The 12,026-nt window shown below is 69.0% G+C and carries 10 protein-coding genes; 4 read left to right on the forward strand and 6 right to left on the reverse strand.

Annotated elements, in window-relative coordinates; genetic code table 11:
- Positions 1-263: 263 nt before the first annotated feature.
- The 3 genes from SALPAC3_RS0120620 to SALPAC3_RS0120630 form a co-directional block, all read right to left on the reverse strand.
- Complete coding sequence (locus tag SALPAC3_RS0120620; protein ID WP_018223072.1) at positions 264-1,655, reverse strand: hypothetical protein; 1,392 nt, start codon at positions 1,653-1,655, stop codon at positions 264-266.
- Positions 1,656-1,859: 204 nt separating this feature from the next.
- Positions 1,860-2,732: an aldo/keto reductase gene (locus SALPAC3_RS0120625; protein WP_018223073.1), complete on the reverse strand. Its 873-nt coding sequence runs from the start codon at positions 2,730-2,732 to the stop codon at positions 1,860-1,862.
- 178 nt (positions 2,733-2,910) lie between these two features.
- Positions 2,911-3,501, reverse strand: coding sequence for a helix-turn-helix domain-containing protein (locus SALPAC3_RS0120630; protein WP_018223074.1), 591 nt, complete (start codon positions 3,499-3,501; stop codon positions 2,911-2,913).
- A gap of 80 nt (positions 3,502-3,581) precedes the next feature.
- Between SALPAC3_RS0120630 and SALPAC3_RS0120635 the strand changes: the two genes are divergently transcribed.
- The 3 genes from SALPAC3_RS0120635 (at position 3,582) to SALPAC3_RS0120645 (ending at position 6,183) form a co-directional block, all read left to right on the forward strand.
- Positions 3,582-4,601 carry an NAD(P)/FAD-dependent oxidoreductase gene (locus tag SALPAC3_RS0120635; RefSeq protein WP_018223075.1) on the forward strand — a complete coding sequence of 340 codons (1,020 nt, stop codon included), beginning with the start codon at positions 3,582-3,584 and terminating at the stop codon, positions 4,599-4,601.
- Between the two features lie 275 nt (positions 4,602-4,876).
- Positions 4,877-5,146 (forward strand): hypothetical protein, encoded by a 270-nt coding sequence (locus SALPAC3_RS0120640; RefSeq protein WP_018223076.1) that lies wholly within the window; start codon positions 4,877-4,879, stop codon positions 5,144-5,146.
- Entirely contained in the window at positions 5,146-6,183 is a 1,038-nt protein-coding gene (locus SALPAC3_RS0120645; protein WP_018223077.1) for a hypothetical protein, read from the forward strand. Before SALPAC3_RS0120640 ends, SALPAC3_RS0120645 begins: the two co-directional genes overlap by 1 nt.
- 222 nt (positions 6,184-6,405) lie before the next feature.
- Here the strand turns inward: SALPAC3_RS0120645 and SALPAC3_RS0120650 are convergent, their stop codons facing one another.
- Both SALPAC3_RS0120650 and SALPAC3_RS0120655 read right to left on the reverse strand, forming a co-directional pair.
- The gene (locus tag SALPAC3_RS0120650) at positions 6,406-7,551 is read right to left on the reverse strand and encodes a site-2 protease family protein (RefSeq protein WP_018223078.1); all 1,146 of its coding nucleotides are present in this window, start codon (positions 7,549-7,551) and stop codon (positions 6,406-6,408) included.
- Between the two features lie 141 nt (positions 7,552-7,692).
- A complete protein-coding gene (locus tag SALPAC3_RS0120655) occupies positions 7,693-9,105 on the reverse strand; it encodes a hypothetical protein (RefSeq protein ID WP_018223079.1) in 1,413 nt (470 codons plus the stop codon).
- Positions 9,106-9,516: 411 nt separating this feature from the next.
- On the opposite strand from SALPAC3_RS0120655, the gene SALPAC3_RS0120660 reads away from it, so the two are divergent.
- A complete protein-coding gene (locus SALPAC3_RS0120660; protein WP_018223080.1) occupies positions 9,517-10,905 on the forward strand; it encodes a right-handed parallel beta-helix repeat-containing protein in 1,389 nt (462 codons plus the stop codon).
- A 100-nt stretch (positions 10,906-11,005) separates the two neighbouring features.
- Here SALPAC3_RS0120660 and SALPAC3_RS0120665 read toward each other — a convergent pair whose 3' ends face one another.
- Positions 11,006-11,992 carry a zinc-binding dehydrogenase gene (locus SALPAC3_RS0120665; protein WP_018223081.1) on the reverse strand — a complete coding sequence of 329 codons (987 nt, stop codon included), beginning with the start codon at positions 11,990-11,992 and terminating at the stop codon, positions 11,006-11,008.
- Between the last annotated feature and the right edge of the window lie 34 nt (positions 11,993-12,026).

Raw genomic sequence — 12,026 nt, forward strand, 5'->3', positions numbered from 1 at the left:
CGGATGATGAACCCGCGGGTGGTAGCTGGCGGGTGGTTGGTCCTCGGCTATCCAGGAGGGCGGTAGCAGGCCCCTTAGTTGAGCCTGAGGAGATGGCTATAGGGGTGCGAAGGGGAAGAAAATATCCATAAGATCATTGCGCTGCCGCTGGTTACAGGTCTGTTCTCCTGTTGTAGGGGTTGAAGGGGTCCCTCCTCCGCCTACCGGCCGAGGAGGGATCCCCTTCGTTCAGGCACCTACATTCAGGTGGGCGTGCACGGTTTTCATCCGACGCATTCCGGAACGTTGACGCAGTTGTCGGGTCGGTTCCTGATAACCACGGTGCCGGTGGCGAGGTTCAGGTTCACCACGCCGGGTGCGGCGTTGAAGATGCCTCCACCTTCGGTGACGGCGATGTTCTTGACCACCTGGGTGTTGAAAAGAGAGAGGCTGCCGGTAAAGCTGTTGAAGATTCCGCCCCCCTGGTTTCCGGACTGGTTCCCGACTACCTTCGTATTGCGCAGAACCAGCGAATCGAAGTTGAAGATGCCGCCGCCATTGGCGGCGGCAGTGTTGTTCTTGATGGTGCTGTCCTCGACCACCGCGGTCGTGTTGGGGTTCACGTTCATCCCGCCGGCCAGTCCCGTTGTCGCGGTGTTGTTGGCGATGAGGACTTTCCGGAGCGTGAGTTGCCCGTCGCTCGTGGTGACTCCGCCTGCCGCGGTGGCGGTGTTGTTGGTGATCTTGGTGTTCGTGACAGTGCCGGTCCCGCCGAATGACTCCAGGCCGCCGGCGCCGGTCTGGCTCTGATTTGCGGTGATCCGGCTGTGGTCGACCAACAACGTTCCGTTGGTGCTCTGGATGCCGCCGCCGGAGGCGCCGCTGAGGTTGGCGGTGATGTCGGACTTGGTCACGGTGAGGAGGCCGGTGTTCCAGCTGCCGCCGCCGGTGGTGCTGGCGGTGTTTCGGCTGACGGTGGAGTGGTTGACGGTCGTGGTGCCGTTGTTGGCGACTCCGCCTCCCGCGGTGGCGGCGATGTTGCGGGTGATGGTGCTGTGGTTGGTGGTGAGTGCGCCGCCGGTGTTGACGAGGATGCCGCCGCCGTCGCTGTCGGTGTGTCCGCCGGTGATGGTGAGGTGGTTGAGGGTGAGGTCGCCGCCGGTGTTGACGGTGAGGATTCTGAATTGTTCGACGGCGGCGGCGCGTTCGATGGTGGTGTGTTTGCCGCCGTTGAGGGTGATGGGGGTGGTGATGTCGGGGAGGCCGGCGTCGTCGATGGTGGTGGTGAGTAGGTAGGTGCACTTGCTGGCGAGGTTGAGGGTGGCGCCGCCGCGGGCGTTGGCGAGGGTGATCGCGGCGATCAGGGCGTCGGCGTCGCAGGGCACGGGGGTGCCCTGCGGCTTCCTCTCCTTCTTGCCCTTGCTCCTGTCGTCATGTTGCCCTTGTTCGCCGCCGCGGTTGTCGCTGTTGGGCGGCTGGGGTTTGACCGTGCGGATGTCGGTGGTGAGGGCACGTCCGATGGCGTCGGCGGCCGGGGTGGCGGCGACACCGACGGTGGTGAGGGCGAGCCCGGTAGCGCCGGCGAGGCCGATGGCCCACCAGCGTCGCGGTGACCTCGTCTCGTGTCCGCCGGGGCGGCCCGGTTCGGGTTCGTGGGTGTGGTCCTGCTGGTTCATCGCGGCGCCGGTGTCCTTCCCCCGTGCGTGGCGAGGAGGCGCCAGCCCCGGGGCGGACCGGGTCGGTGTCGTCCTCGGCTACCGAGCGGGCGGTAGCAGCCACCCGCACGCTAAACCGACAAAAACCCCATCCGAATGTGAACCTGAAAAACTTGCCCAAATCGGGTAAACTTGTATAGAGGTGCAGTTATAGTGAGATTAGGGTTAGGCGGCCTGGGTTAGGGCCTCGAACCGGTCGTCAGTGAGCTCCACCTCGGCGCTGGCGAGGTTCTCCTCCAGATGCGCTATCGAAGAGGTGCCCGGAATCGGCAGCATGACCGGCGAGCGGCGCAGCAGCCACGCCAGGGCGAGCTGCACGGGCGTTGCGCCGTACTCGGCGCTCATCGCTTCCAGCGGGCCGCCGGGGCGGGCGAGGTCACCGGTGGCGATCGGGTACCAGGGGATGAACCCAAGGTCGTTGCGCTCGCAGTACTCCAGCACCGGCTCAGCATCCCGCTTGCTCACGTTGTAGAGGTTCTGCACGGTGGCGATCGGGGTGATCTCGCGGGCGGCCTCGATCTGCTCGACGGTCACCTCGGAGAGACCGATGTGCCGGATCTTGCCCTCCTGCTGAAACTGGACCAACTCGCCGAGTTGGTCCTCAAGGGGCACCTCCGGGTCGATGCGGTGCAGCTGGTACAGCGGAATGCAGTCCAGGTTGAGGTAGCGGAGGCTCATCTCGCACTGTTGCCGCAGGTACCTCGGGAGCCCGAGCGACTTCCAGTCGTTCGGCCCGCCCCGGACCAGCCCTGCCTTGCTCGCGATGACCAGATCATCGGCGTACGGGTGTAGCGCCTCTTTGATCAGCATCTCGCAGACGAATGGCCCGTACGAGTCGGCGGTGTCGATGAACGTCACCCCGAGCTCGACGGCGCGTCGGAGCACCCGGATCGCCTTCGCCGGATCGTCCGGCATGCCCCAGACTCCCGGGCCGGCGAGCTGCATGGATCCGTACCCGAGTCGGTCGACCGGGAGGTCCCCACCGATGCGGTAGGTACCGGAGGCCTTGACCGGCTGGTTGTTGGCGTGCGGTGACATGCGGGCGTCCCCTCGTCTCGTCGGTGGGCGGCGGCAGACCTACCTGGTCCGTTATACCCCTACTGCCGGGGGTCAATCGCACGGCTGCCATCGCCGTCGATCACTGGCGGGTGTGTGGTCGGGATCCGTCGGTCAGGTTGGCGCGAGGGCCCGATCGGCGTGGGGTGGGCCGGTCGCCTCACTCCGAAGCTGGTGGGGTCTTGGGCCGGGCGCGGAGGTGGGCACGTTCTCCCTGTTGGCCGAAGAGGCTGAGGATTTCGACCGGCTGATCCTCGGCGACGCCGAACCAGTGCGGGACCCGGGTGTCGAACTCGGCCGCCTCGCCGGGTGCCAGCACGAGATCATGCTCGCCGAGCAGGAGTCGTAGTCGCCCGTTGAGGACATAGAGCCAGTCGTACCCGTCGTGGGTTTTGGGGTCTGGCTCCCGCCTGCTGATCGGGATGATCAGCTTGAAGGCCTGGATGCCGCCGACTCGTCGGGTCAGCGGCAGCACGGTCATGCCGTGGCGGGTCACCGGGCGCAGGTGGATGCGGGGGTCGCCGGTGGGCGGTGCCCCGACGAGTTCGTCGAGGGTGACGCCGTGGGCGCGGGCGAGGGGGAGGAGCAGCTCGAGGGTTGGCCGGCGGGCGCCCGATTCGAGCCGGGAGAGGGTGCTCACCGAAATGCCGGTCTCGATGGAGAGGTCGGTCAGGGTGGTGCCGCGCTGGTGGCGCAGGGCGCGCAGCCGGGGGGCGACCGCTCCGAGAGCCTGGTTCAGATCACCGTCCATGGCCAATATCTTGCCATATTGGCAACAGGGTTTGCTGGGAGGGCAGGCTGGGGGCACCGTGGCCGCAGGAGGTGGTCAGAGTGACCGATCAGCTGAAGGAGAGCTACGACGTGGTGGTGGCCGGTGGCGGCGCCGCTGGCCTGAACGGGGCGGTGATGCTCACCCGGTCACGTCGATCGGTGGTGGTTCTCGACTCGGGCGCCCCACGCAACGCCCCGGCCGAGGGGGTGCACGGGCTGTTGGGCCGCGAGGACATGCCGCCGGCCGAGCTCCTCCGGCGCGGCCGGGCCGAGGTACGCGGCTACGGTGGCCACGTCGTGACCGCCGAGATCGCGACCGCGGCTCGGGACGGTGCCGGCTTCGTCGTGACCCTGGCCGACGGCCGGTCGGTACGGGCCCGCCGCCTGCTGGTCACCACGGGACTGGTCGACCTACTACCGAGCATTCCCGGGCTACGCGAACGCTGGGGCCGAGACGTTCTCCACTGCCCGTACTGCCACGGTTGGGAGGTGCGGGACCAGGCCATCGGAGTGCTCGCCACCGGTCCGCGGTCAGTGCACCAGGCCCTGCTCTTCCGCCAGCTCAGCGCCGACATCAGCTACTTCACCCACATGTCCGCCGGACCCGACGAGGAGCAGGCGGAGCAGCTTGCGGCCCGGGGTGTGCGGGTGGTCACCGGCACGGTGGCGGCCCTGGAGACCGCCGACGACCGGCTCGTCGGGGTGCGGCTGGTGGACGGCACGGTCGTACCCCGGACCGCCCTGGGGGTCGGGCCGCGGATGGTGGCGCGAGCCGGGTTCCTGGCCGGGCTCGGCCTACTGGCGGTCGAGCACCCGAGCGGGCTCGGCGAGCACATCCCGGCCGATCCGACCGGGCGTACCGAGGTGGAGGGGGTCTGGGCGGCGGGCAACGTCACCGACCTGGCGGCCCAGGTGGGGGCCGCCGCCGCTGGCGGCGCTGTCGCCGGGGCCGCGATCAACGCTGACCTGATCGCTGCGGAGACCCGCCGGGCGGTCGCCGCCCTGCGGCAGCCGGTCTCGGGCAGGTCCGAGGCGCGGATCGCCGAGTTGGTGGCCGGCGAGGGCCGGCACGGACTGTGAACGGCGAACGGGGCGTCACCGGGCAGCCGGGAAGAGGGGCAAGCAGGTGCGCGACAGTCGGCTGATCGGCTAACGGACAGGACGCCGGGCACCGCGTCGACGCACTGTTGTAGCAGGTGAGAGGCGTGGATGGCGGGCCACATCCCGATCCTCGGGCCTGGCGGGGCCAGCAGCGTATCGGTTGGCGCCGCCGCCACCGAGCCCGGCGCGAGCGTCGTCGCTGACGCGACCCGCGCCGTCGGCCCGCCCCACCCACGCTTGGAAGGAGCCAACCGATGGCTGCTCCCACCGTGACCGTCGCCCTGAACGCGGCGGTCTACGCCCCTGGTGATGAGATGATCATGACGGTCACCTACAGCGACGCTGATACCCGGCCGGTGACCGTCACCGTGGTGGTCACCGACGTGCGCGGCCGCAGCAGCGCCCCCGCGCAGGTCACCGCGGTAATCGACCCGCTCACCCTCACCGTCACCGATGACTCCGGCCGGGCTTGGACGAAGCTGTCGGACAACGGCGCGGTGGCCGGCTACCAGGCGGTGGCGTGATGCCCCGGGTCACCGTCACGGCGCGCGACTCCGGCGGGCGCACCGCCACCACCACCGCCGACTACCAGGTCAGCTCGCCCGTCCTGGGCGGCTACTACCTCTCCGGCAACGGAAATCCGGTGGCCGACTTGGCGGGCGGAAACTTTCGATCGTTGACCCAGTACCGCAGCTTCGCCGACGGCTACCTCTTCCCGGGGTGGAACAAGCCCTGGTTGACGGAGCTCGGTAGGGCCGGGATGAAGATCAATATGGTGTTGGAGCTGAAGCACTACGGTGCCCCGTACGCCAGGGAGCAGACGTTCCGGGTCAACGGCCGGACGTACACGGTCCCGGCCCCGGCGATGACCATCCAACAGCGACCGGGGACGACCTGGCCCCGGGCATACGGGTACGACCAGGTGCTCTCCGGCCAGTGCGACGGACTGTTCGCGCGAGCCCTGGCGCAGTATCAGGAGATGGACGTCGGGATGAACCTCCAACTCGCCTCGGAGTTGGACACCGACCACGAGTTCGGCACCACGGAGGCGGGCGGGGCGTACACCTGGGCGGAGTCCGACGCCCGGGCGGTGGCGGCGTTGACATACATCGTCACCTGGTTCAAGGCCCGGGGCCTGCCCGCCGACACCACCTTCTCGGTGGGGGCGGGCGGCTTCGACCGGGCCTGCTATCAGCGGACCCACCCGGAGGCGCTGATGGCGAAGCTCGACTTCCTGCAGTGGAACGTCTACGCCACCAGCGCCACGCACACCGCGCTGGCCCGGTTTTGCCGTACCAAGGACTGGGCGGTCGCCGACCTCGGCCCGATCGCCCTCTCCCGCCCGGTCCTGATCGCGGAGTGGGGGGTCCGGTCGGCGGAGCTTCCCGACCAGGCGGCGTGGATCGGGACCGTGCCGGCCGCCGTCGCCGCGCTCAACGCCGAGGGCGGGCCCCGGATCGTGCGGACGAACTACTTCAACTCCGGCTGGGGTCGACTGGTGCCGAAGGACGTTGGCCTGGCCGCACTCAAGCGGGCCTACACCACCCGGCCGTACGTCTGAGGGGCCCGATGCGTCGGCTCGGGGTGAGCCGGCCTGGTGCGGGGTGGCCCGGTCAGCGCCGCCGGCCCGGAGCGCGGCGGCGGCCCGGGGTGCGGCACCGGGGTCGGCGCGGGCGGCGGTGCCGGGGTGGGCTGGGGGCCCGGCGTGGTCGGTGGCGCCGGAACACGGTGGCTGCTCATCGTCGGGGAGTTCCCGGCCCGGTCGGCGGCGAAACCGCACCCGTCAGGAACCTGGTTGCCCGGCCAACTGCTCCCGCATGCTGCCGCGCTGCGCCGCCCGGCTGATGTCGCTGGGCGACACGATCCCGACCAGCCGCCCGTCCTCCACCACGAGCGCCCGCCCGTCGGCGCAGTCGGTGAGCCGGGGAAGGAGCTCGTTGAGTGACTCATTCGGGGCGGCGAGCACCAACTCGTCGGTGCGGCAGGCGACCTCGGCGAGGGTGGTGGTGGACCGGCGATCGGCCGGTACCCGGCGAATCCGGTCGAGGGTGATCAGCCCGACCGGTCGGTCGTCGGCGACCAGCGGCAGCGTCGAGTATCGGTAGGCGAAGAGGTAGTGCTCGATGAAGTCGGCCACGCTCATGTCGCCGGCGGCGGTCTGTGGCTCTGGGGTCATCACATCGGCGATCCGGATCCCGCTCAGGGCGCTGCCCATCCGGGCCTGCCGCTCCTCCATCGTCGCGGCGCCGATCAGGAACCAACCGATCAGGATCAGCCACAGGCCGCCGAACCCGCCGCCGGCGAAGAACTGCCAGAACCCCAGGCCGATCAGGAGCGCCCCGAGGACCCAGCCGGCCCGGGCGGCCACCACCGAAGCCTTGGTCCGGTCCCCGGTGGCCTTCCAGATCGCTGCCCGCAGCAGTCGCCCGCCGTCCAGCGGGGCGGCGGGCAGCACGTTGAAGACGGCCAGCAGCACGTTGATGCCGGCGAGCCAGGCCAGCGCGCCGAGCCACAGCCCGTCGTACCCGGTCATCGCCACTCCCGCCGCGATGGCGCCGAAGAAGACGCCGATCAGCAGGCTCACCAGCGGTCCGATCCCGGCGATGCGCAGCTCTGCGCCCGGGTTCGGCGCCTCGCCCTTCAGCTCGGCGACACCGCCGAAGAGCCACAACGTGATGCCGCCGACCTCGAGCCCGTTGCGCTTGGCGACGACCGCGTGTGAGACCTCGTGGGCGAGTAGGCCGAGGAAGAAGACCACGGCGGCGGCGAGGCCGGCGAGCAGGTACGCGATCCCCGGCTGGTCCGGGTAGGTGCGGGGGAACTGGTTGGCGGAGAGTGCCCAGGCGATCACCAGGAAGATGACCAGGACACTCCAGTTGACCCCGACTGGTACGCCCACGATCCGGCCGAGCCGGAAGCTTGCCCTCATCTTCCGGTCATACCCCTGGACTCTGTACCCATGCCAGAGGCGAAGGCCACCGGTCGTTGCGAGATCGTACGGCCAGGGTTGGGCCCCGCCGCCTGCCCCGGCGGCGGGGCCCAACCCCCGGTGGCGCGGGCCGGTGGGCGGTCAGCCCGAGCAGCCCGGGACGTTGACGCAGTTGTTGGGCCGGTTCTTGATCACGATTGTGCCGGTGGCGGTATTCAGGTTCACGGTGCCGCCCGCGATGTTGAGGATGCCCCCACCGTCGGTGACGGCGGTGTTCTTGACGATTTTGGTGGAGAAGAGGGTGAGGGTGGAGTTGTCGTTGTTGAAGACGCCGGCGCCGGTGTCGGCCTGATTTCCGGCGACCCGGGTGTTGCGGAGCACGACCGTGGCGGCGAGGTTGCGAATTCCGCCGCCCCGGCCTGTGCTGTTGTTGGTGATCTCGCTGTCCTCGATGGTTGCGGTGTTCCCGCCGAGAACGTTCTGAATTTCGAGGCCGCCGCCGCCATCGCCGGGGGCGCTGTTGCCCGTGAGCGTAACGCGTCGCAGGGTGAGCTGCCCTTCTTCGAATATCCCGCCCCCGGTGTTGGCGGCGGTGTTGTGACTGATGGTGGAGTCGGCAACAACGCTGGTGGCATCGAAGTCGCCGATCCCTCCGCCGGCTAGCGCTGAGTAGTTGTGGGTGATGTCGCTCTGGCTGATGCGCGTGGTCGCACCGTTGATGCTGCCGATTCCCCCGCCGATCGCAAGTCCGGTGGCGGTGTTGTCGGTGATGGTGGAGTGTCCGACGGTGAGCAGGCCCGCCATATTCTGGAGGCCGCCGGCGCTCGCCCGTGCCGTGTTCCCGCTAACCGTGGAATGCTTGACGGTGGTCGTGCCACGGTTGGCCACCCCGCCGCCGTTGTGGCCGATGTTTCTTTTGATCACGCTGTGGTTGATGGCGAGAGTGCTTCCGCTGCTGGTGAGGATTCCGCCACCGTCGTCGAACATTTCCGTCTGGCCGCCGGCGATGGTGACATGGTTGAGGGTGAGGTCGCCGCCGGCCTCGACAGTCAGAATGCGGAACGGGTCGGCGGCGGCGGCGCGTTCGATGATGGTGTGTTTGCCGCCGTTGATGGTGATCGGGGTGGTGATGGCGGGCAGGCCGGCGCCGTCGAGGTCGGCGGTGAGCAGGTAGGTGCAGTCCTTGGCGAGGTCGAGGGTGGCGCCGCCACGGGCATTGGCGAGGGTGATCGCGGCGATCAGCGCATCCGCGTCGCAGGGGACTGGCGTGCCGCCTCCGGGCTTGCCCTTGCCGGCACGGTCGCGCCGGTCGTCGGTCTTGCCGTGGTCGCGCCGAGCATCAGTCTTGCCGCTGCCGCGCTTGCTGTGGTCGTCGGCGGTGCTCCGGGTGCGCCCGGCGGCGTCGGCGGCCGGGGTGGCGGCGACGACGCCGACGGTGGTGAGGGCGAGGCCGGTCACACCGGCCAGCCCGGCCGCCCACCAGCGCCGACGTGACCTTGGCTGGTCCCCGTTGCGGCGGTCGGCTTCGGGTTCGTGGGTGTCCTGATGGTGCATCGCGGTGTCGTGTCCTTCCCGTCAGCGACGAGAGCCGACCATCGGATGGACCGGGTGGCTCCTCGGCGACCGAATTGTCGGTGGCAGCCACTCGCACGCTAGCTACGCGGGCCGCCAAAAGGGACATGAACCTGAAAAACCCCTCAAAACAGACGGGTTCGTTGGCTCGATGGTGGTCGGTCTCAGGGTTGACTTACGAGCACCTTGTACCGATATGAGGAACTTTGTGGTGAAAGCGGCTCACTATTCGGTTTGGTGGGATTTAACTGCTTATGCGGCTGGATAGCCGCCCCACCGCTTCACCAGGAGCGCGGACCGACCGACACGAAGGTAGATCACATGCTGGACCAAGCACGCCCAGCGGGAAGGCCCCGTCGGCGGCGCCTCACCCGGACCGCGACGACGCTGGGGGTGGCGACTCTCGCTGGCTTCGCGACCGTGGCCGCCACCGGATCCATGAGCCTCGCCCAGGCGCCAGGAGCGGTTGCCCGGGCCTCCCTCCCCGGGAGCGACGGCGGCAGCGCCCCCGGCAAAGGCGGCCCGGAGCAGCACCGAAGCGGCTCCGCAAACAGTGACCAGGGAGGTGACAAGAGCGCCGCCGGCAACCCGGGTTGGAAGCGGAATGCGCATGGTGACGGGAAGGGCAAGGGCACCCCGGTGCCCTGCGATCCCAACGCGCTGATCGCCGCGATCACCGCGGCGAACCAGGCCGGCGGCGGCACGCTACGCCTGGCCGAGAAGTGCACCTACACCCTCACCGTCAACCAGGACGACAACGGACTACCCCAGGTCTTCCAGCCCATCACGATCCACGGCCAGGGCGCCACCATCATCCGGGCCGCCGCCGCCGACAACTTCCGCATCTTCGAAGTCGTCACCGGCGGCGACCTCACCCTCAAAGACCTCACCGTCGCCGGCGGGCAGGTCGCGGACCTTGACGGCGGCGGCATCACGGCTGGCGAAGGCACCCGCCTGACCCTCGAACGGGTAACCGTCCGCGACAACATCGCCACCGGCGCGAGTAGCGAAGGTGGCGGAATCTACAGTGACCGGAGCAAGGTCACGATCACCAAGAGCACCATCACCCGCAACACCGTTGGCGGCGATGGCGGCGGCTTCTACAACGACAACGCCGTTGTCTCGATCAGCAAGTCGAAGGTGACCCACAACACCGCTGGTGACGAAGGCGGCGGATTGGTCAACGACGACGGAAACGCGGCCTTGAGCCACGTCGTGATCAGCGACAACACCGCGGTCGACGGCGGCGGCGTGCACGGCGACGGCGACCTCACCGAGATCGTTCACAGCACCATCGCCCGCAACACCGCCAGCGGCCTCGGCGGCGGCATCTACGACGACGGTGACGAAGCCCTCCTGCTCCAGCACGTCAAGGTCGCCGAGAACACCGCCACCTCCGGCGGGGGGCTCTACCTCGTTGAGGACATCGGCGCCACCATTGAGGACAGCAAGATCGTGTACAACACCGCCACCACCGGCGACGGCGGCGGCATCGCCATCGTCGGCGTGGAAGACGGTGACCCCGTGGTGGCTCTGCGCCGCACCATCATCGCCGGCAACCAGGCCGGGGAAGCCGCGGGCGGGATCTACTTCAGCCCATTCAACGAGACCACCGTCCTCACCCTCACCGACGTCCGCGTCACGGACAACCTCGCCCAGAACGAACCCGGCGGCGTCTACAACGGCGGCGTGATCAACGTCTTCGGCAAGGTCATCATCATCAACAACCGACCCACCAACTGCGTCGGCAGCCCCAACCCCGTACCCACCTGCTTCGGCTGACCGATCCACCACAGCTGACGCCCCCGGCGGTCGCCGGGGGCGTCAGGCGTGGAAGCGGCACCCTTGGGAAGCGGTTCGACACCCGTGGTCCCGCCAGTTCCTAAGAGGCGCGCCCCGACTGGTCGCCGATCAGCAACAGTGACTTGCCGACCGTGGCGCGCATAGCCAGGGCGCGGTGAGCGTCAGCGGCCCGTTCCAGCGGGTAGGTGGCGCCGATCACCGGGTGCATGCGTCCCCGCGTGCTCCGTTCCAGGGCCAGGCCCAACAGCTCGCGTACGGTCTGTCGGTCCGGCGGGCCGTCCAACAGTGGTGTGAATATCCGAATGCCGCGACCGGCGGCCGAATCGGGATCTGGGGTCGCGAAACCGTCGGCGGTGCCGTAGGTGACGAGCCGTCCGCCGTCGGCGACCGCAGCCAGGGTGGCCGTGCCGGTTGGGCCACCAGCCCCGTCGTAAACCAGCGCGACACCGCCGCCTGTTGCTTCCCGCACCTGATCAATCCAGTCCGGTCGGGTGTAGTCGACGGCGATCTCCGCGCCCAGTCGGCGGGCCAGCGCCAGCTTGGCGTCGGAGGACGCGGCGGCTACCACCCGCGCTCCGGCGTTGACGGCTAGCTGTACCAGCAGTGATCCGGCCCCACCAGCGGCAGCGGAGACCAGTACCCACTCTCTCTTTCGTGGTGTGCCCAGTTGGTCCAGGCGGAGCGCGGTCACGCCGTCGTGCACCAGCGCCGCGGCTGCCTCGATGGCCAGGCCGTCGGGGACCGGCAGGATCTCCTCGACGTGCGCGGCGACTCGTTCGGCGTAGCCGGTGCTGGTCTGTACGACCACCCGCCGGCCAATCCATGCCCGGTCCACCCCGTCGCCGGTCTGCACGACCACGCCTGCTCCGCCGCCACCCGGCACATAGGGCAACGTGCGGGGGAAGAAGTCCTGTCCCCAGCCGCTGCGTAGCAGGGTGTCGAGGAAGATGACATCCGCCGCGGCCAGGGCGACGACAACCTGGCCGGGGTCGGGCGCCGGGTCGGGCAGTTCCGCAGGCGACAGCACCTCTGGACCGCCGAACGCGGTTACCTGTATTGCGCGCATGTGTAAGTGGCACCCCTTTGGGACAGACAGCATC

Source organism: Salinispora pacifica DSM 45544, assembly GCF_000378845.1.
Lineage (GTDB): Bacteria > Actinomycetota > Actinomycetes > Mycobacteriales > Micromonosporaceae > Micromonospora > Micromonospora pacifica.